Consider the following 19,417-nt stretch of genomic DNA (forward strand, 5'->3'; position numbering starts at 1 on the left):
TATTAAGAAGTGTTTCAGATGCCTGCGAGGGCTGAGACCGTGGGAGGACTTAAGTGTCCTCCTATCTTTCCTAGTTCACCCGATACACTCTCACCGTTCCCCATTCCTCCGCACCTCTCAGGGAATTCACCCGCGAGGCATACTCCAGGCTGTGAATCCGCCCGACCTCCCTGCACGCCGTCTCACAAAACGCCTTAAGCTCCCTCACAAACGCTGCATTTCCATAAATCACATGAAAGTAAGGCCTGTGCTCATAGAGATAGTCCAGCTCATCAGAATAGCAGATATACTCGATCTGATTTTCCCTGATATACGTTTCCACCCCGCCTTCCACGTAAGGAAGGTTTCTGTAATCCTTCAGCATCCCCCTGTCAAAATAAAACTCCATATTCAGGTTTCCGATTGTGGGGGCATCCGCAGGCACCAGATCGGCCAGCTGATCAAGGTAGGAAACGTAATTCTCTGTCTCCCCGGGCCGCTGGTTCTGTATCTGCCAGATACTTCCCACGGCAAGACCGGCCGCAAGAATCAGAATTCCGATCGTACGGCCGGCCTTCTCGAAGAGCTGCAGGACCTGGCCTGCAAGGAGCCAGCCAAACAGGAAGAAAAACAGGACTGCCGTCTGATTATACCGGCCAATCACCACCATACCCGCCGCAAGCCCTGCGGCCCCCTCGAAAATCACCCTGGTATTTTGAATCCACCGATCCTCTTCGCTGTCAGAAATGATCTCCCCTCTCAACGCTTCACTCTCAGATATGGCCGCCCCTCTCATGACCAGACACGCGGCGGCCGATAATCCTGCCGCCAGAACCATGGCAATCATCTCCAGACGAACATCGGGAAGATAATAGGTTCCGTTATCCCGTCCGTATACGCCGCTGAAAAATGTAAACAGCTCCCCGACTCTCGCCCATCCGGAGGACGACAACTCAAACTCCTCTTTCCCATACAAAAAGTAGTCCGGCAGAAAATGAGGGTTAAACTGAAAACTGATACCAACATAGACGGCAGTCACTGCAAGCACCGCCCCCGAATAGGCGGCAAGACTGCCCAATGTCTTCACTGCCCCCTTTTTATCCTTTCCCGCCGCCTGCCTTACGACTTCAAACACCATAATGAAGCCGCAGACCGCCGCGCACAAAAAGCTGTTCGGATGAATCCCGACAAAAAGTCCTGTGATCACTCCCAGGATCAGGGCGGTCCCTGTCCCCGGCCGCCCTTTTTTTCCAAGCAGAATCCACAGACACACCAGCAGCTCCAGCGCAATAAAAATCTCCTGCCGCGCAAAATGGGAGGCATAAATAAACTGAATATCCAGGCTCAGCAGAACAGTAAGCCCCAGAGCAAACCACCGGCTTCCCATACGGCGCACGCAGAGATAAAACAGAACAAGGCAGATAATCCCCGCCAGAAGAGAAAGCATTCTCACACTTCCAACGGAAAAGCCACCCAGACCGACCGCTCCCATCTGCATGAGATGAAACAGGCTTTTCATCGCGTGGGGAACCCGGGGCTTCGCATCAAAAAAGCTTTCTGTCACTCCTAAATTTTCAGCCGCCAGCATATCACGGCTCAAACCGGCCAGCCAGCTCTCATCCGAATGTACAAATGGAAATACGAGAAGATTCCGGTATGATACAAATATGTAGACTGCCAGGTACACGGCTGCGGCACAAAACACCGCCCATTTCTTCCATCGGTCCATTCCCTGCCTCCTTATGATTTCTTCGCATTTTTTCGTTATTATTTTATCACGATTTTCGTTAAAGTTTTAGCATTATCCGATTAACAGATATAATATAACGGATTCTTATACCAGAAATCACCCCTGTTACAGTATAATAAAACTTGGAATTACATGGAAATAAGGTTGAGGCCCTTATTTTCACGCAAAACAACAGCGTTTACTACACACTACCATTACTCGCTTTATAAAGGAGGGTTTTATGGGCTTATTTGCCAAAAAAATAACAATCTTTTCGTTTTTGGCGATTCTGGCAGCGGCTCTTACAGGCTGCAGCTCTCATACTTTTGTCGAAGGGGAGTCCCTGATCGTCTCCACGAAGGACCTGCCCGGCTACGCCGAACAGTCCAACGTGGTCATTGTGGATACCCGTACCCCGGAGGAATATGCCGCGGGACACGTAGCAGGTGCAGTCAATATTCCCACCGCCGACATTGTTATCAATGTTCCGGTAAAGAATATGCTGACCAGCCAGAAAAAGATTGAAAAGGTAATGGGCAGCAACGGAATCTCCAATGACACATTAGTCCTGGCGTACGATGCCAATAAAATGGGCGCCTCCCGCCTTCTCTGGAGTCTGTTCATGTTTGGCCACCAGAAAGTTAAGGTTGTGGATGGAGGCTTTGACGCCATCCAGACAGCCGGGATCCAGCTGAGCACTGATATCGAAGCTCCGGCCGAGGCTGTTTTTACTGCGAAGGAGCCGTCAGCCAACTGGCTCGCAACGATGGACGAGGTTCGCGCACAGGCTGAGAACCCGGATCCGCACACCATTTTGTTAGACGTTCGTTCTTTTGAGGAATACGCAGAGGTCGGAAAGGTTCCGACATCCCTGATCATTCCCTATGAGACCAATTTCTTCTCGGATGGAACATTTAAGACAACGCAGATTACCAGAATTAACTACCTGGAGGAAAAAATTTATCCGGAGGATGAAATCATTCTCTACTGCCAGACGTCCATGCGGGCGGCTCCGGTCTTTGTTCAGCTGTACGAGGCTGGATACCGGAACATCCGGATCTATGACGGCGCCTATTTAGAATGGTCTTCCAACTCCGATAATCCGGTTGAGATGCCGGCCGGTCAATCTGCTCCGTTAAAGAAAAACGCATCCTAACACCAAAAGGAGAATTATTATGAAGAAAATTGTACCTGTATTACTTGGGCTCACCCTGGCAGCCAGTCTGACCGCCTGTGCAACCAAGACCGTAAAGGAAGCACCTTCTGCTGCCCCTCAGACGACGGCCGCAGCTATGGAAGAAACCACAGAAGCGCCCGCGGAGACAGCTGGCACAGAAACGGAAGCCGCCGCAAAAACAGAAGACAGTGTTACCGCAGCCGCGGTCGATTATTTTAAAAACTTCCCGGAAGATAAGCATATGGTATCTGTAACTGATCTCTTTGCTAAAATAGACGCGGACGAAGACATGGTTATCATCGATATCAGGAAGCCAGAAGACTACGCTGCGGGACATTTAAAAGGAGCGTGGAACCTCCCTTACGGTGCTGCTGTAGCGGAATCACTGGATAAAATTCCGGATGACACGCCAGTATATGTAAACTGCTATACCGGTCAGACCTCCTCTCAGACGGTAGCCCTCTTAAACGCAGCCGGAAAATTTGCTACGAACATTCAGAGCGGCTGGAACAACGGCATTTCCCAGGAAGAAGGCTACGAAGCCTATATCGACACCGAGGAAGCCGCCATTCCTGATGACACCTATGAAGTAGATCCGGCCATCGCCGCCGCTATCGCCGATTACTACAAAGAGGCGACCAGCAACACCATCGCTTCCTTTAATTTCAAGGCGGAAGCCTTAAAAGAACTGGTTGACGCGGAAAGCGAAGATTATACGATTCTCTCCATCCGCCGTGAGGACGACTATAAGCAGGGCCACATCGCAGGCGCCATGAACATTCCGTTCGGCAAGGGAATGCAGGAACATTTTTCCGAAATTCCGACTGATAAACCAGTCGTCGTATACTGCTACAGCGGACAGACCTCTTCCCAGACCATGGCTATTCTCCGACTGCTCGGCTACGAGGCCTATTCCTTAAGCGGAGGCATGGGAAAAGAAGGCGGAGCCGGCTGGCTCGGAGCAGGTTATCCGGTTGTGACCGAATAATGAATGATTGATCCTTCCATATCTGCTGTCATATGATGGGGCGTGAATCCATTTTCATGGATTCACGCCCCATTAATTTCTCTCTTCTCGCATAAGTCCTTTCAGATCACTGCCCGCCTTATTTCTTCACTGCTCCGGATCTGGCTTCATAATCCTCCCTCACTTTTTTCAAAAACTCCGGTATCTCAATGGGACACTCTTTATTGCTGCGCATACTCTTTACAGCCATAGAAACCGAGTCATAGCAGCACTGAATTCCCTTTCCGTCGTATGTATAATTTGCCGCATGATCACGCCTGATTCCAATTCTGCATGCGGTCTCTGCTGCATCTAAATTAGCGCCAAGGAATATGTATTCCCAGCCACGCCTCTCCTGACTGAGTTTTACCATTTGGCTGACTTCGCTGTAAGAATATCTTCGGCTGGAATTTTCCATACCGTCAGTTGTGATAACCACCATAGTTTTTTCGGGTATATCCTCATCTCTCGCATACTGGTAAATAGTTTCCATACGATGGACAGTTTCCCCAACTGCATCCAGCAATGCTGTGCTCCCCCGGACAAAATAATCTTTTTCCGTCATCGGCCCCAACTCCGCCAGGTTGTTTCTGTCGTGGAGAAGCTCGATTTTGTCATCAAACAAAACAGTCGTGATACAGGCCTCACTTCCCTCCTCTTTCTGTTTTTCTATCAGTGAATTAAACCCTCCAATCGTATCTGACTCCAGTCCCGACATGGAACCGCTGCGGTCCAGTATAAATATAATCTCTGTCAAACCTTTCCTCATAATGGCGACCTCCTGTATTTGATAAAAAGAGATTACCACATAAACAAAAAGAAAAGGTCGCCGTAAAAGCGACATTTTCTTTCATAATCCTCCAATCGGCTGCTGCCCAAACGCAAACAGCGCTTCATTCAGTTTCATTATGTCGTATATACCCTCGGAAATAAAAAATTCCACAATAATATCTGATTTATTGCTGTGGGACAGCACATATCCGGCTCTTGCAAGCAAATCTCTGGTCTCGTCCAGATTCAGCTTCAAACCAAGTGCCAGCGAAACAGCTGTCTGTTTTCCCGGCGAATAATCCGGATTGCTTCTGATTTTTGAAAAAAGCCTTCTGTCTATGTTCGCTCTTTTATAAACTTCCACATCTGTCATACCTTTTTCGTCAATCATACGCAGTACAGACACAGAAAAGCTTTCCTCTGTCTGTGCCGCCAAATTTTCCAGCTTTCTTATGGAAAAGGAAGCCTGCACCTTTCGCGGAAGCGCTTCCTCTTCTAAGCTTTCTGCCAACGATTCTGTAACTGTCCCTGATTTCTTTTTTAGAAAATCCGGAATATTTATTTGCTTTTCCCTGTTTTCCGCATGGGGTTCCCTCATGCACGGAACATAACTGCCGTACTGCTCCTGAATTCTTTCTGCCGGCTCTGCAGCTGCCGTATCAGCGATATAATTTATGCAGATATAACGGTCAATTCTGTCTAAAATTTGCCTGGATACCATATTTATCACTCCTTATTTATCACGCCTTCTGACACGTCCGGAATTATCAATTTATTTTATGCTATCATAAATACATAATATAATCAATCAAATATACAGATGCTGACAACATAACTAATACTGCCAGCTTGCAAATAATACATGTCTGAGGTTCAGAGTCGGGAATATGGCAAAGGGGGGGGAAAGCATAAATGCTTTCCCCCCTTTGATATGCACCATTTATCTTTCGTATTTTTCACCGCAATCAGTGCTGAATCTCATCCCCCATTTTCGCCATCATGGCCGCCAGGTCAAACTTCGGCGACGCTTCCGCATGCAGCTTTAACAGGCAGTCGTCGTGGTTATGACGGACCTCGCAGACACGGTCGAAGATCATGGTCGCCTCGTCGTCCTCCCGCGAAGCAGGCCACTGGGGCAGCCCCTCATACTCCGGCTTCCCGGTTCTGGCGAAAGCCATAACCGCGCCGAAGATCTGCTCTTGCAGACGGTCCGACACCTCCGGAATGTTGGCAACCGGAACCAGCTCCGTGTTGTGGAAAACAAAAGGAATATCGGAACAGTGCCACGCCGTCTTTTGATTCTGGTACGGGAACTCCAGCGCAAATAAATAGGAATACACGCTTCCGCCCGCGGCGGCCAGCGCCCGCACAAATTCCCTGGTTGGCCCGCGGAATACTGTATCCAGCGTGAGTAAGTCCGCCGGATTCTTTCCCGGATACGCCTCGGCAAAGACGGCCTTCAGCTCCTTCCCACGGCCCTGGAAACGGTTGTCGAGAATGGCCTCTAATTCTGCCTCTGGTATCTGCTCCTTGTTAAAGGGCAGCGGCGCCATTGCAAACTCTCCGAAGACCGTACCGACCATCACCGGTATGGTCTTTGCATGTTCCGTAAATCCAACCGCCGGCCCCTCTCCCTTGTAGAAATCGTCCGGTTTGGGCGTGCATCCGATGTAACCGCCAGCTCCGGCGATTGCAGGACTCACCCGGTTATACGCAGCTGCCAGGTCGTGGTAGGGAATCGTCTCCAGCCGCGAGGCCTCATCTTCCGTGAGTCCCAGTTCTTCCAGCATCGCCCGGATTAACGGCCTGGAATCGCCAGTGGAATAGGGAAGAATATCGCCCGCCACACCGCTCATGATCATTCCCTTATGGAACAGCCCGTCGGCCTCCGGGGTCTGCATCAGGCCGCTCACCTTCATGCCGCCGCCCGACTGTCCGAAGATGGTCACGTTGCCCGGATCTCCGCCAAATGCCTCGATGTTGTCCCTGACCCACAAAAGGGCGGCCACCAGATCGGCCTGGCCCGCATTGGCGGAGCCAGCGTACTTTTCACCGTAAGGAGACATGTCGAAGTATCCAAGGATGTTCAGCCTGTGGTTCACGGTAACGACTACCACGTCCCCGTATTTGCTCATATTTTCTCCGTTATACGCCTTCTGCTCGATGGAGCTTCCCATGGAAAACGCCCCGCCGTGAATCCAGAACAGCACCGGCTTCTTCGCGCTCCGGTCCAGAGACTGGCTCCAGATGTTTAGACTCAGACAGTCCTCATCCTGCGGCCAGTAGCGATGGGGCACCAAAAGCTCGCCCTGCGGATTGTCCCTTGTGAGCATCGGGCAGACGAAGCCATAGGAGGCCGCCTCCCTGACTCCCTCCCAGGGTTCTGCTTCCTCCGGGAGCTGAAACCGTTTCGCCCTTGCGTAACGGATTCCCTTGAAGATATACGTCCCTTCCCACTGATATCCTCTGAGCTTCCCGGCCTTCGTCTCCACCACCGGGAGGCTGTCATACTGAAACTGTCCTGCCATCATTTTCTCCTCCTTCTGTTCTGTCTCCCATATTTTTCAGTTCTCTCGTCTTCAATCACGCCGTCGAAATTCATGCCAAAGCCGAATTCATAGACATGGCCCTCGCTGTCCACGCAGCACTCCATGTCGAACGCCTTATCCTCTGCCTGCCGTTCCACGGTATCCATATCGGCCGGCATCTGAAGCGGAAGGAGGCCGCAGGGGATAAATCTGCCCGTGATAACGTCCAGCACCGCCTGGGGGGATACCCCGTAATCCACCAGGAGCGCGTCGGCGCAGGGCTCCAGCTCCGCCATGACCATGGGATTTTTCAAGTTTACCGATACGATCACCGGGCGGTCTCCCATGCGTTGTTTCGTGTCAAGGACAAGATCCAGATCTTCTTCATTTGCCGCAGTATTCCATTTTCCATGATAGCTCCGGTCGTCAAAATCCTCCAGCGGATCGCCTCCTGCCAGGCTGTGAAGCCTCGCCTGCTTCGCCTCATAGGGCCTGTACTGAAGCGTTACCGGAACGTATCCGCTGCCGCCCTGCTTTCGGTCTTCCGGATCGTAGCCCACGGAAACTGGCGATTCGATGAAGCAGATGGCAGCGTCAGCCTCTTCCGGCGTATCCACGACCACAAAGTAATCGGCGGCCGCGCCCTTACCGGCAGGTTCCACATGCATATCCGGTGTCATGGAGCTCATGAAATCCAGGTATGGGCGGATATGACGCCGCGGAATATATACCCTTATGTGCTCTTTGAGCGGAAGCACCCCCGCCCGGTTCTTCAAGAGCGTCACAGATTTCAGCTGGGATAGGTATCCCTTTTCCGTAAATTCCCTGCAGCCCACCACCTGGCAGGAATGCTCCAAATCCAGGTACGGATTTTCAAACAGACCCGTCCGGAATATGTTTCGGAGCAGCCTGGAGGCGGACCGTTCAAAGCGGCTGCGCATGGCTTCTTCCCCGTATTTTTCACACCCCATCCGGTAAGCCTCCAGCACCGGCCCGGCATCGTTGTTTCCGCCGAACTGATCCACACCGGCCTCCAGAGCCTTTAAGTGGCGTTCCGCCTCTGTGAGCATCTCCACACCCCAGCATTTTCCGGCAAACTCCTCTTCCGTCTTTCCCATATCGTGGGTGATGCCCCAGTCCGTACACACGACGCCGTCGTAGCCAAACCGTTCGCGGAGCAGATCGTTTACGATATATTTGCTGAAAGAATTCCCTACATTTTCACCGTAGGTCTGGTCTGCGCCGTAAGAAATCGTGTAGTAAGGCATCACGGCGCTGGCCGTCTTCGTACCGCCGTTCAGCGAGAAGGCGCCCTCCGTAAAAGGCCTTAGATGCTCTTCAAAATTCCCGCCGGGATAGACCGCGAACTTTCCGTATGCGTAATGTCCGTCGCGTCCGGCCTCACAGGGCCCCCCTCCCGGGAAATGCTTTACCATGGTATTGACGCTGTCCGCCCCCATCCATCCTCGCTGCCCTTTGTAGTCTGGAATCCGTCGCAGTACGCCCGCGTCATTTCCACGGTCAGCTCCGTATGTTCGCCAAATGTATCCGCAAACCGCATCCATCTCGGCTCCGTGGCCAGATCGATCTGCGGGGACAATGCCGTCGTGATTCCCAGCGCCCGGTATTCCGCCGCGCCGATCTCCCCGAATTCTCTTACCGCCTCCGGCTCAAATGCAGCAGTCAGGCCGATTCCATTCGCCCATTTGGATATGGGTTCTCCGGTCACACCCATGTATTCCGCTGCAGCGCCCGCCCCGTGCCTCGGGTCCGAGCTGTTATTGGCGGGGATTCCAAAGCCGGTGTTTTCCGCCAGGGCCTGAAGCCGGTTATTCCATTTGACCGCAGTCTCCGTGTCCTGCAGCTTCATGATCAGCACGTGGCGCACCCTGTCTTTTACGATGAATTCCTTCTGCTGATCCGTTAAATCCCACGGGTCCGCCCCGCTCTCATCGAAGGCTTTTCCGCCGTACGTACCCCCGAAAGCTGCCGACAGCGGCCCCCTGGCCGGAATCAGCTGATGCGCGCTGTAGAGCATCAGGCCGGCAATATCTTCGATCGAAAGCCTGGAAGCCAAGTCCGCCGCCCGCTCTGCTGCGGGCAGTCTCCAGTCTTCATAGGCTGCTAGTTCTCCTGTTCCGAGAAAATCCTTGAAGGCGAAGCCATCCTCTGTTATAATCGTCACCTTACTTTCGGAAGAGATTCCGAGATCCTTTCCCCCCTCATTGTGAATGAGACGGTAGCCCTTCTTCTCTGCTTCGTTCCATTTTTTCTCCATCAATTTCTCCTTTCATGTATTTCAGCCAGAATTTTTTCATATTTCTTATCCAGGTCATAGAACAGACTGAGTATGACCACCACGATGAAAAAAATGACCGGAATCCAGATATAATTCATTTGAATCGCGCGAAGCGCGCCTTCTGTCTGCACCGAATTTTCCACATAGCCTCCGAATTTTAAGATCTGGGCGCCTACCACACCCGACATTGCCATACTCAGCTTTACTCCGAAGCCCATGAGGGCGGTCATGATTCCCTGCGGACGCCTTCCCGTCTGCCACTCGGAGTAATCCACAGTCTCCGCTCCCATAACAAATGTCACTCCCATTCCGAGTCCCAGGCCGATACCGCATAAAACCGTACCCGCCAGAATCCCGGCCAGATTCGTTTTGGAGATCAGCACCACAAGGTTTCCTGCGATGGTAGCCAGCCCACCGGACAGAATGCAGTTGCGTTTTCCGATCTTCTTTGCCAGAGTCGGGATTACAAATGCCATGAGGAAAGAGAGCAGCGTCGGAATCGTCATCAGAAGGGAGGCAATTCCCTCGTTGTTTAAGTAGTATTTTGCATAATACATGGTGGACTGATTCTTCAGAATCATGCCGGCAAAGGTAAAGAAGGTGATTCCACAGAGCAGAAGCCAGTATTTGTTTTTGGCGGCAACCTTTATGGCGCCTGCCACGGAATCCTTTTCCGTCTCCGGTATGATCCTCTCTCTCGTATTTTTAAAACAGATCATCAGGAGCAGGATGCCCACAGCCGCGTACAGAACAACCGTACCGAAAAAGCCTTTTTTCTGATCCCCCTGGCCGATCATGCCGACCAGCGTCAGGGTCGCTCCCATGACGATGAAACCGCCCAGACTGGCTCCGAGAGACTTAAACATATTAAAGGAGAGCCGGTCGGAGACGTCATCTGTCATGCAGGACAGCATGGTGCTGTATGGAATATTGAGGGCTGTATACACGATACAGAACAGAATATAGGTGATCAGCGCATAGATAAATTTGCCCGTTCCTCCGAAATTCGGCACCAGGAACATGGAAGCACTGATGATTCCGAAGGGAACCGCCATCCACAGCACGTAAGGCCTTGCCTTTCCCCATTTGGTGTGAGTCTTGTCGATGACTACCCCCATCATCGGATCCGTGACCGCGTCCACCACTCTGGCGACCAGCATAATCAGGCTGATGGCCCCCAGTCCGATCCCCGCCACATCGGTATAGAAAAACATCAGATACGCCGTAATCAGCTGAAACATTAAATTGCAGGCCAAATCTCCCAACCCATAACTGAATCGTTCTTTTAACGAAATTTTCTCCATTTTTCAATAACCTCTCTTTTTTTGTTAAGGACGCGTCTTATGTTCTAATTGTATCGGATTCACCTTGTGAAATCTTTACATTATTTATTGAAAACAGATACGTTTCTTGACATTTTTTTAACGCTCCTTAAGAGAGGGCCGGCAGACGCTGGAACTGCTCCAGCACTCTGCCGGCCATGGCCTGGGCGGATACTAATGGTTGTCTTTCTGTGGTTCCACCACCCTGATATGGGGCGGATATTCGGCAGACACGGTTTCCTTCACGGTCTCCCGCCTGGGGTTCTTTTTCCGGTACTGAGAAGGCGTCATGCCGTACGTGTCCCGAAAAACATTGATAAAGGACCGGGTATCCGGAAATCCGCTGCGCATGGCAATCTCCAGGATGGAGTAATCCGTCTCGAGCAGATCCCGAAACGCCTTGCTGACGCGGACCTGGTTCAAATGCATCTTGAATGTGTTGCCCGTATACTTCTTTAATATTCTCGCCATATACTCCATGGACACGCTGAAATGGTCCGCTACTCCCTGCAGCGTCAGCGGTTCCTGGTAGTTTTCTTCCACGTAGTCCAGCACCACGCGCAGGCGGTCGATATACTTCTGACTCTTTACGGCTGAGCTGTTCTTCGGGCATTTAAAATACGTGAGAAGCAGGTACATCATCTGATGGAGCAGCGCATTCTTCTTTAAATAACCGTACTCTTCCGCAGGGCTCAGCTCCAGGCGGATCAGGTCATCGAAAATCCCCTTCAGTTCATTCAGCCGTTCTTCCTTTCCCTCCAGCTCGAAGGTAATCTGATCGATCTCCGGGCATATCTTTTTCAGGAATTCATAGGATATAAACAACGAAATTCCGTGAATCTCATACCCCGGGTCTTCCGGCACTTCTCTTGGCTCCAGGGCATGAATATCGCCGCTGTTGATCAGCGTGATGCTTCCGGCGGAGACGGCTTTCTTCTTCCCGTTCATATAAAAATCGGCTTCACAGTCCAGCAGATAGTCGATCTCAATGCTCCGGTGCCAGTGCTCCAGAATCATATAATTAATCTGTCCGCGGTGCAGGCGAAGCTGCATCGGCATCTGCTCACTCTGCATAAATGTCTCATGATAAAATAAGTCCACGGTATACTCCCTTCTCCCCGGGCGGCCTTCTGTGTCTGTTCCTATTTTAGCACAGAGCTCCTGCATCTACAATATAAAAGCTGGGGCTAAAATCGATCCGTCCTCTCTTTATTCCTTGCAACAGCCTGCTAAATATGGTACTCTTAGGGATAGTACTTAATTAAATTCTTTCCCATTTTCTTCGACTTGTTTCCGTAGTCAGTAAGCTGATGGCGCAGGAGTTTCTGATCTTGCCGTCTATACCGAATAAGCCACAGATAATCAAAGAATTTATCATGATAGCGGACCCGGAGGCACCCATGCAAAAGAAAATATTTCCTGTCATTTTAACTGTAGCGCTCGTTCTTTCCAGCATTTTTTCGGTTTTATGCCTTCATAATCTTCAAGGCAATGCCAAGGTTATAAACTACGCCGGCATTGTCCGCGGCGCGACCCAGCGTCTCGTCAAGGAGGAGCTGAACGGTATTTCCAATGACTTACTGATTGCGAAGCTGGACGGCATTCTCGATGAACTGCAGTCGGGGAACGGCGTGCACGGGCTGATCCGCATGAACAGCAGGGAGTTTCAGGATCTGATCCTCCAGATGGAGGCGGACTGGAGCATTTTGAAGGAAGAAATTTATCTTGTCAGAGACGGCGGTGACGCAGAGCAACTGTTTGAAGACAGTGAATCCTACTTTGACCTGGCCGACCGGGCGGTTCTTGCCGCCGAGCAGTTTTCCGAAAGAAGGGAACTTCTTGCTGAAAAGAGTCTGCTCCTGTTAAACTGTTTTTTCGTTCTGATGATCCTCTTTTTCTACCTGTACAGCTCCGCACAGGCCAGACGAGAGAAGGAACTTCAGGAGATTGAGGAGGAGGACCGGAAAAGGAAGGAACATCTCTCCCATATGGTGGACAACCTTCTCGGTCCCATGAATGAGATTTCCGAACTTGTCTACGTATCCGATCTCGAAGATCACACCTTGCTGTTTGTCAATAAAGCGGGGCAGGAAACTTTTCACATCGATACCATGGACGGACAGAAATGCTATAATGTCCTGCAGGGCTTCGATTCGCCGTGTGAATTCTGCACCTCTTCGATCCTGAAGGAGGGTGAGATCTACACATGGGAATACACGAATCCGCTGACCCAGCGCCACTATATTTTAAAAGACCGGCTGATTCAATGGGAAGGGCGGGCCGCCCGTATGGAACTCGCCTTCGATACCACAGAATCAGAAAAAGAGAAGATCCAGCTTAAATTGACGCTGGATACCAATAAGATGATCACGGAGTGTGTCCAGACACTTTATCAGTCCGATGACGTTGACACCGCCATCGCCCAGGTCCTGGAGCACCTTGGAAGTTTTCTTTCCGCCGACCGGACCTACATCCTCTACATAAGAAACGGCAAGATGTACAATGACTATGAATGGTGTTCCGATGGGGTGGAGTCGCAGCAGATGATGCTTCAGGACCTTCCCCTCAATCTGATCACCCGCTGGATGACGTATTTTGACAAAAAAGAATGCGTTCTTATCGAGGATTTGGAGCAGATCCGGGAATCCGTGCCCGAGGAATACCGGATTCTCCATGCACAGTCGATTACCAGCCTGGTAGCCGCTCCTCTGGAGCAGGATGGCACCCTGATCGGATATCTGGGAGTCGATAATCCGCCTCCTGACCGGATCCGGAACATTGCTCCTCTGCTTCAGACACTGTGCTACTTCCTGATGCTGGCAAGAAGCCATTCGGAAAGCAAACAGATGCTGACCCATTTAAGCTATTACGACAAACTGACCGATTTTTACAACAGAAATAAATACATCGTCGATACTGGGGCTCTGGCTCATTCGAAGCAGTCTGTGGGAATTGTCTATCTGGACGTCAACGGGCTTAAGGACATCAACGACCACTACGGCCACGAATTCGGAGACCGCGTCCTGATCGAGTGTGCCAAACGGATCAAATCCACCTTCACACAGGCGGATCTCTATCGGATCGGCGGGGATGAGTTTGTCATCATCAGTCCGGGTATCACGCAGGAGGCTTTCCTGAATCAGGTGCGCGAACTGAAAGCCAGATTCCGGAACGACTCCGACTGCCAGGCCGCCATCGGCTCCCAATGGATGGAAAGCATCGAGAACATCAGCCGGATCATCGCGGCGGCCGACGCGAAGATGTATGAAAATAAAAAAGCCTTTTACCGGATCAATCCTGTATCCCGCAGATATCGCCGCTGCAACGACAGTTTGCTGCAGCATTTATCCGATTCCGAAACATTAGAAAGGGAGATTGCTGAAAATCATTTTCTTGTTTATTTCCAGCCCAAGATTTCGTCGGAAGACCGCCTGATTGTGGGCTGTGAGGCTCTTATCCGCTACACACCGCAGCCCGGCGTCCTGATTACTCCCAGAGAATTTCTTCCTCTGCTGGAGGAATTTGATACGGTCAGCCTGATTGATTTTTATGTTTTCCAATTCGTGTGCTCCAGACTTAAGACATGGCAGGATCAGGGCAGACAGATTTTCCCCGTATCCGTCAACTTTTCGCTCCGCACACTGCGGGAAGCGGCGCTTGCCGAACGGCTCCTGGCCATCTGTAATCAGTTTGGGATTCCATCGGGCTATCTGGAGATTGAAGTTACGGAAAAAGTTCATAACGAGGAAAACCTCGACATTAAACAGTTAATCACGGAACTGCAGAACGCAGGTTTTGCGGTTACTCTCGATGATTTCGGTACGGAATGTGCCAATATCGTTCTCATGTCCGAGGTGAGCTTCGATGCGTTAAATCTGGATAAGAGCATGGTTGATCACATCACCACGAACTCCCGGAATCGGGCGATCGTGGAATCCATCTCCGAGGTCTGTCTCAAGCTGGGAGTCCGCATGGTGGCGGAAGGAATCGAGAGCGAGGAGCAGTTTGCAGTCCTGCGCGCCTGCGGAATCGATCTGTTCCAGGGCTACTTATTCAGCAAGCCGGTTCCTGTGGAAGAATTCGAACAGGAATATTTAGGAAAACAGGAAACGGAATGATAGCAGCCGTTTTATTTCATTCGCCCTGCTGCTCTGCCGCCAGCTTTCCGATCTTCTTCCAGTTCTTCGAGAAAAAATAGCTGAACATGCAGCACATTCCGAACACAAAGCTGATGGGAAGGCAGGCCATAACATAGCCGCCGTCTATGTACCAGGTAATCAGCCAGGCGCACGGAATCCGCACGGCCCAAAGCATCAGGAGGTTGACGACAGTCGGAAACCGGACTTCTCCCATCCCGTTTACGAAGCAGATAATCCCGTTAAATACCGCATAGGCCCATGTAAACGGCAGGACGATCCGTATATACCGGACCGCGATGTCAAGCACCTCCGCGTCTCTGGTGAAGAATTCCAGAAGCGGCCGGCACCAGAACGTCACGATCAGTCCGGCGATACAGGTGATCAGGCCGGAGAACAGCGGGATCTGGATTCCGCCTTTCTTTAAATACACGTAATTCTCCGCCCCCAGATTCTGGCCGGAAAATGTCGTAGCGGCTGAAGACAGGGAGGTAATCGCCACGTTGGCAATCCCCGTAACCTTACTGCTCACGGAACAGGCGGCAATGAATATGGAGCCCTGAAGGTTGATCAGCGACTGCATCAGAATATGGCCCACGGAATAGATGGAGCTGTTTAATCCCAAAGGAAGCCCGATCGCTACAATACTCCCCAGCATCCGTTTGTTCATCCGGTGCGGCAGATAGGTGAAGCAAAACTCCGGATACTTTTTACGGATGTAGACGATGCTGAACAGCCAGGAACAGTACATGGCTATGGTGGTCGCCCACGCGGCACCGGCCACGTCCATGCCCAAACCGGCCACAAACACCAGGTCCAGCACAATATTCACGGCACAGGAGACGATTAAAAACAGCAGAGACGCGTTGCTGTCTCCCATCCCCCGCAGGATTCCCGCGTTCATGTTATATCCCATATTTCCGAGCGTTCCGAAGAAAATAATGCTGATATAGGCGTTGGCGAGCTCCCACGTATCATCGGGCACCTGCATGAACCGCAAAACCGCCGGCCCGGCAAACTGTCCGATTATCGTCAATGGGATGGCGCACAGAAATAAAAAGGAAATGGCGGTTGCCCCGATCTCCTTCAGGCTTTCCATGTCACCGCTCCCGGTAAACTGCGAAACGAGAATTGATACCCCGGTGCCAAGCCCCAGGAACACGCACAGCAGGATCTCCACCGGCTGGCTGCTGGTGCCCACGGCGGCCAGCGATACGGAACCGCAGAAATTGCCGATCACCAGCGTATCGACGGTACCATAGAGCTGCTGAAGCACATTTCCCACGCAGATGGGAAGTGCAAACAGCAGCACCCGCTTCATGATGGATCCCTGTGTCATATCTACTTTCTTTGCGGCCTTCATAGGACTCTTTCTCTCCTGTTCTGTCATTCGTATGAATAACAGTATACCGCTTATTGATTAAAAGTACTACTGAGAATACGACATACATTTTTACTCTACAGAAAATTTGTCCTGTTGCAGTCTTTACGGAATCATTCCTCTCTCTTTCTTCATCTTCAGGATGCGCAGGACGCTTTCCTCGATTCTGCTCTCAGTTATATCTCCGTTTTTCACCGCGTCTTCCAGCGCGGCCGCCGCTTCCTCTGGATTTGCAGGGCAGAGCAGCATGTCAACGCCTGCCTTGACCGCGCTGCACGCGATCTCGCCGTCCGAATAGAAATCCGTCATAGCCTTCATCTGAAGTCCGTCCGTGATGATCACGCCGTCAAAGCCAAGCTCCTGCCGCAGCAATTCCGTTACGATCTTATGAGAAAATGGAGCCGGCTGATCGTCGATATCCGATAAGATGAGATGGCCGATCATGACCATGTCGCTGTCCGCCTGGATTCCCGCATGGAATGGAAGCAATTCCTTTTCCCTGATCTCTTCCAGCGTCTTTGTTATAAACACGGCTCCGTAATGGGAGTCTTTCGAGGTATCGCCGTGTCCTGGAAAATGTTTCAGCGCCGTCGCCACTCCGCCCGCATGAAAGCCTTCCACCGCGGATGCGACCAGAACGGCCGCCTGCCGGAAATCGTCGCTGTAAGCCCGGTCCCCGATCACCGTGTTCTCCGGATTCGACCACACATCCGCCACCGGCGCCATGTCGGCGTTAAAGCCCAGCGCGCTCATGTCGGAGGCGATCGTACAGGCATTATTATACGCGGTTTCCGCTCCCTGGTCCTTATAATCCAGCATCGGGCCGATCATCGTCGTATTTACCGTGCTCATCAGGCGATTAACTCTCCCGCCCTCTTCGTCGCATGTGAACATCAGAGGGATGGCCGAGTAACTCTGCGTATTCTCAAGCATCGTCTTCACCTGGTCTTTGCTCCTTAAATTGGGCTTGCTGTACAGAATTCCGCCCACCGGCATTGCCTGCAGGGCCTTTTTCGTGGTGTCGCCCGCCGCAGTCACCGCTTCCACACCTGTGATGCTCTCCGGAGTTACGACCAGCATCTGGCATATTTTTTCGTGCAGGGTCATTTGGGACAGAAGGCTTTGGAGCGTGGGATCGGCGCTTTCTGGGGATGGGTCCGATGGAGCGGGATTGCTGCTGGCTTCTCTTGTTGGAGGGGAGGGGCTGGCCTCTGCTGACAGGGAGGCGCTGCGGTCGCGGTTACTCTCTGCATCCATCGACGTACCGCCGCCTTTCGCACTGCAGGCGGTAAGCAGCAGAATCAGGGCACCTGTCAATCCTATTAATACTCTTTTTTGCATCTTTTATATTCCTCGTCTTGTCTTATTTCGTTTGCGTCTTGTTATACGTTCATAAGTAAAACTTTACTCGAAAAATATCAGGGAATGAAAAGGACGTTTTCCTTCTCATTCCCTGTCTAGCAGTCCGTACTGCTCTGCGCAATGCAGTGCCAGATTGAACTACGAAAGCGAGCTCAGCTCACCTGTCACCGAATCCATCATAAATCCCCGAATCACAATATCCTTCGGCATCAGCGGATGGTTTTTCAAGCTTTCTACCGACTCTTTCACGGCTTCCTCCGCTGACTCGAAACCGCCCAGCCATTGTTCCAGAGAGATTCCGCTCTTTCGGATGATATCGATATGCTCCTTCGGAATTCCCCGTGACTCCAGCTTCGCCACCATCTTTTCACCGTCCATGCCCTGGACGCCGCAGTCTGTGTGGCCGATTACCATGATCTCCTCTACGCCCAGTTCCAGGATCGCCACCAGAAGACTTCGCACCGCGCTGCCGTAAGGATGGCTGATTACACCGCCAGCGTTTTTTATAATCTTGGCGTCTCCATTGCGAATTCCCAGCGCAGCCGGAAGCAGCTCCGTCAGCCTCGTATCCATACAGGTCAGTATTGCCAGCTTCTTGTCCGGATATTTGCTGGTTTCGTATGGCTCATAGCCTCTTTCAGCCACGAATTTCCGGTTGTGCATTATTATGTCTTCTATCATCGCGCTATTTCCTCCTGTCTATTTCTACACATTATAATCAATTCAGAGGAATGTTGCAAGTGTTCTGATGATGATCCTGTATTCTGATGACACTCCTGACACCACCGTTTCCCCGATCCCCAATTCCCCAAATAACGCCACACCGTTCACGCTCCCTGCGCACCCTATCCATACGGCGATAGACAGAACCAATCCCCTCATGATATAATGACACCACTAAATCCGCAGATCATACTGTGCGATAAAGCGTCCTCAAAAAGGATTACAGAACATGGACCTGGGAGGTTATACAAGCAGATGGAAAACCAACAGCTTTTAGCGGAGTTTGAACAGCTGAAGACCCTGGAAGGAAGCGCGCTTCACACCTTTAAGCGTGGTGAGATCATCATTCGGCAGGGTGAACCGGTAAACTATATCTATTATCTGACCGATGGAACGTGCTATCGCTCCGCGATCACGGAACAGGGCGAGGAGTATTTCTACTGGATACGGAGCTCCGGAAACGTCATCGACTCCCTGCTGGGCGTATTCTCCCTGTACGGCTACGGATATTCCGGAAGCAGCATTACGGCCAAAAGCGACTGCACCTGCTATCGGATTCCCGGTGACATTTTTCTGAAATTTGCGGATACAAGCCCGGTTCTGCTGCGCAGTCTTCTGGAACGATGCCTGCGCCAGTACGGCGACTTAGACAAAATGTTCCACTCCTACAAGGAACACAAGGCAGGCGAACAGGTCGCTCACGTCCTCCTGGAGGGATGTGGATACGGAGAGAAAGGCAGCACTCTCCCCGCGACGTTCAGCTACGATTTTATCAGCCGGAAAACCGCACTTCACCGGGTCACCGTGGCCCGGGTTCTCCGCTACTTCAAAGAACACGAAATTATCCGCAGGGATGGCCGAAAGATCGTCATCCTGAATCAGGAAGAACTCGAACGCATTGCGGACGGGAAACAGGTGAAATACTATTTGCCAAGATAACAGGCTGGGGACTCCCGGCCTGTTTTATTTTGATTCATATTGTTTTAACCATTTAGTATCACATG

Annotated in this window: 15 protein-coding genes; 4 read left to right on the forward strand and 11 right to left on the reverse strand. The window is 51.4% G+C overall.

Features of this window, described 5'->3' with window-relative positions; translation table 11 throughout:
• Positions 1-70: 70 nt before the first annotated feature.
• Positions 71-1,708, reverse strand: a complete 1,638-nt coding sequence (locus DFR60_RS06820; protein WP_110322226.1) for an ArnT family glycosyltransferase — start codon at positions 1,706-1,708, stop codon at positions 71-73.
• Between the two features lie 241 nt (positions 1,709-1,949).
• Here DFR60_RS06820 and DFR60_RS06825 point away from each other — a divergent pair, with 241 nt between their 5' ends.
• Together DFR60_RS06825 and DFR60_RS06830 are read left to right on the forward strand one after the other, a co-directional pair.
• Positions 1,950-2,864, forward strand: a complete 915-nt coding sequence (locus DFR60_RS06825) for a sulfurtransferase (protein WP_110322227.1) — start codon at positions 1,950-1,952, stop codon at positions 2,862-2,864.
• 19 nt (positions 2,865-2,883) lie between these two features.
• Positions 2,884-3,873: a rhodanese-like domain-containing protein gene (locus DFR60_RS06830; RefSeq protein ID WP_110322228.1), complete on the forward strand. Its 990-nt coding sequence runs from the start codon at positions 2,884-2,886 to the stop codon at positions 3,871-3,873.
• A 118-nt stretch (positions 3,874-3,991) separates the two neighbouring features.
• Here DFR60_RS06830 and DFR60_RS06835 read toward each other — a convergent pair whose 3' ends face one another.
• The 7 genes from DFR60_RS06835 to DFR60_RS06860 all read right to left on the reverse strand — a co-directional run bounded on the left by DFR60_RS06835 (position 3,992) and on the right by DFR60_RS06860 (position 11,912).
• Positions 3,992-4,660, reverse strand: a complete 669-nt coding sequence (locus tag DFR60_RS06835; protein WP_110322229.1) for a vWA domain-containing protein — start codon at positions 4,658-4,660, stop codon at positions 3,992-3,994.
• A gap of 81 nt (positions 4,661-4,741) precedes the next feature.
• Positions 4,742-5,383 carry a hypothetical protein gene (locus DFR60_RS06840; RefSeq protein ID WP_110322230.1) on the reverse strand — a complete coding sequence of 214 codons (642 nt, stop codon included), beginning with the start codon at positions 5,381-5,383 and terminating at the stop codon, positions 4,742-4,744.
• A gap of 244 nt (positions 5,384-5,627) precedes the next feature.
• Positions 5,628-7,193, reverse strand: coding sequence for a carboxylesterase/lipase family protein (locus DFR60_RS06845; RefSeq protein WP_243004990.1), 1,566 nt, complete (start codon positions 7,191-7,193; stop codon positions 5,628-5,630).
• Positions 7,190-8,650: a glycoside hydrolase family 3 C-terminal domain-containing protein gene (locus DFR60_RS30800; protein WP_243004991.1), complete on the reverse strand. Its 1,461-nt coding sequence runs from the start codon at positions 8,648-8,650 to the stop codon at positions 7,190-7,192. Before DFR60_RS30800 ends, DFR60_RS06845 begins: the two co-directional genes overlap by 4 nt.
• Positions 8,620-9,468: a glycoside hydrolase family 3 N-terminal domain-containing protein gene (locus DFR60_RS30805; protein WP_243004992.1), complete on the reverse strand. Its 849-nt coding sequence runs from the start codon at positions 9,466-9,468 to the stop codon at positions 8,620-8,622. The genes DFR60_RS30800 and DFR60_RS30805 overlap by 31 nt, the downstream gene beginning before the upstream one ends.
• The gene (locus DFR60_RS06855) at positions 9,468-10,793 is read right to left on the reverse strand and encodes an MFS transporter (RefSeq protein ID WP_110322231.1); all 1,326 of its coding nucleotides are present in this window, start codon (positions 10,791-10,793) and stop codon (positions 9,468-9,470) included. Before DFR60_RS06855 ends, DFR60_RS30805 begins: the two co-directional genes overlap by 1 nt.
• A 192-nt stretch (positions 10,794-10,985) precedes the next feature.
• Complete coding sequence (locus DFR60_RS06860) at positions 10,986-11,912, reverse strand: AraC family transcriptional regulator (protein WP_110322529.1); 927 nt, start codon at positions 11,910-11,912, stop codon at positions 10,986-10,988.
• 299 nt (positions 11,913-12,211) lie between these two features.
• On the opposite strand from DFR60_RS06860, the gene DFR60_RS06865 reads away from it, so the two are divergent.
• The gene (locus tag DFR60_RS06865) at positions 12,212-14,929 is read left to right on the forward strand and encodes a sensor domain-containing phosphodiesterase (protein ID WP_110322232.1); all 2,718 of its coding nucleotides are present in this window, start codon (positions 12,212-12,214) and stop codon (positions 14,927-14,929) included.
• A 16-nt stretch (positions 14,930-14,945) separates the two neighbouring features.
• On the opposite strand, the gene DFR60_RS06870 is transcribed toward DFR60_RS06865, so the two are convergent.
• From DFR60_RS06870 to DFR60_RS06880, 3 genes are all read right to left on the reverse strand, one after another.
• Entirely contained in the window at positions 14,946-16,310 is a 1,365-nt protein-coding gene (locus DFR60_RS06870) for an MATE family efflux transporter (protein WP_110322233.1), read from the reverse strand.
• 123 nt (positions 16,311-16,433) lie between these two features.
• On the reverse strand, positions 16,434-17,669 hold the full coding sequence (locus DFR60_RS06875) for a glycoside hydrolase family 3 protein (protein WP_110322234.1): 1,236 nt from the start codon (positions 17,667-17,669) through the stop codon (positions 16,434-16,436).
• Positions 17,670-17,828: 159 nt separating this feature from the next.
• Positions 17,829-18,371, reverse strand: coding sequence for a beta-class carbonic anhydrase (locus tag DFR60_RS06880; protein WP_110322235.1), 543 nt, complete (start codon positions 18,369-18,371; stop codon positions 17,829-17,831).
• A 297-nt stretch (positions 18,372-18,668) separates the two neighbouring features.
• Here DFR60_RS06880 and DFR60_RS06885 point away from each other — a divergent pair, with 297 nt between their 5' ends.
• The gene (locus DFR60_RS06885) at positions 18,669-19,352 is read left to right on the forward strand and encodes a Crp/Fnr family transcriptional regulator (protein ID WP_167437535.1); all 684 of its coding nucleotides are present in this window, start codon (positions 18,669-18,671) and stop codon (positions 19,350-19,352) included.
• Positions 19,353-19,417: the final 65 nt, after the last annotated feature.

This window comes from Hungatella effluvii, from assembly GCF_003201875.1.
Classification (GTDB): domain Bacteria; phylum Bacillota; class Clostridia; order Lachnospirales; family Lachnospiraceae; genus Hungatella; species Hungatella effluvii.

Coding starts and splice junctions, on each gene's coding strand:
- DFR60_RS06870 (WP_110322233.1), bottom strand. CDS start 16,310: ATGAAGGCCGCAAAGAAAGTAGATATGACACAGGGATCCATCATGAAG.
- DFR60_RS06820 (WP_110322226.1), bottom strand. CDS start 1,708: ATGGACCGATGGAAGAAATGGGCGGTGTTTTGTGCCGCAGCCGTGTAC.
- DFR60_RS06865 (WP_110322232.1), top strand. CDS start 12,212: ATGCAAAAGAAAATATTTCCTGTCATTTTAACTGTAGCGCTCGTTCTT.
- DFR60_RS06885 (WP_167437535.1), top strand. CDS start 18,669: ATGGAAAACCAACAGCTTTTAGCGGAGTTTGAACAGCTGAAGACCCTG.
- DFR60_RS06875 (WP_110322234.1), bottom strand. CDS start 17,669: ATGCAAAAAAGAGTATTAATAGGATTGACAGGTGCCCTGATTCTGCTG.
- DFR60_RS06830 (WP_110322228.1), top strand. CDS start 2,884: ATGAAGAAAATTGTACCTGTATTACTTGGGCTCACCCTGGCAGCCAGT.
- DFR60_RS30800 (WP_243004991.1), bottom strand. CDS start 8,650: ATGGGGGCGGACAGCGTCAATACCATGGTAAAGCATTTCCCGGGAGGG.
- DFR60_RS06855 (WP_110322231.1), bottom strand. CDS start 10,793: ATGGAGAAAATTTCGTTAAAAGAACGATTCAGTTATGGGTTGGGAGAT.
- DFR60_RS06840 (WP_110322230.1), bottom strand. CDS start 5,383: ATGGTATCCAGGCAAATTTTAGACAGAATTGACCGTTATATCTGCATA.
- DFR60_RS06825 (WP_110322227.1), top strand. CDS start 1,950: ATGGGCTTATTTGCCAAAAAAATAACAATCTTTTCGTTTTTGGCGATT.
- DFR60_RS06835 (WP_110322229.1), bottom strand. CDS start 4,660: ATGAGGAAAGGTTTGACAGAGATTATATTTATACTGGACCGCAGCGGT.
- DFR60_RS30805 (WP_243004992.1), bottom strand. CDS start 9,468: ATGGAGAAAAAATGGAACGAAGCAGAGAAGAAGGGCTACCGTCTCATT.
- DFR60_RS06880 (WP_110322235.1), bottom strand. CDS start 18,371: ATGATAGAAGACATAATAATGCACAACCGGAAATTCGTGGCTGAAAGA.
- DFR60_RS06845 (WP_243004990.1), bottom strand. CDS start 7,193: ATGATGGCAGGACAGTTTCAGTATGACAGCCTCCCGGTGGTGGAGACG.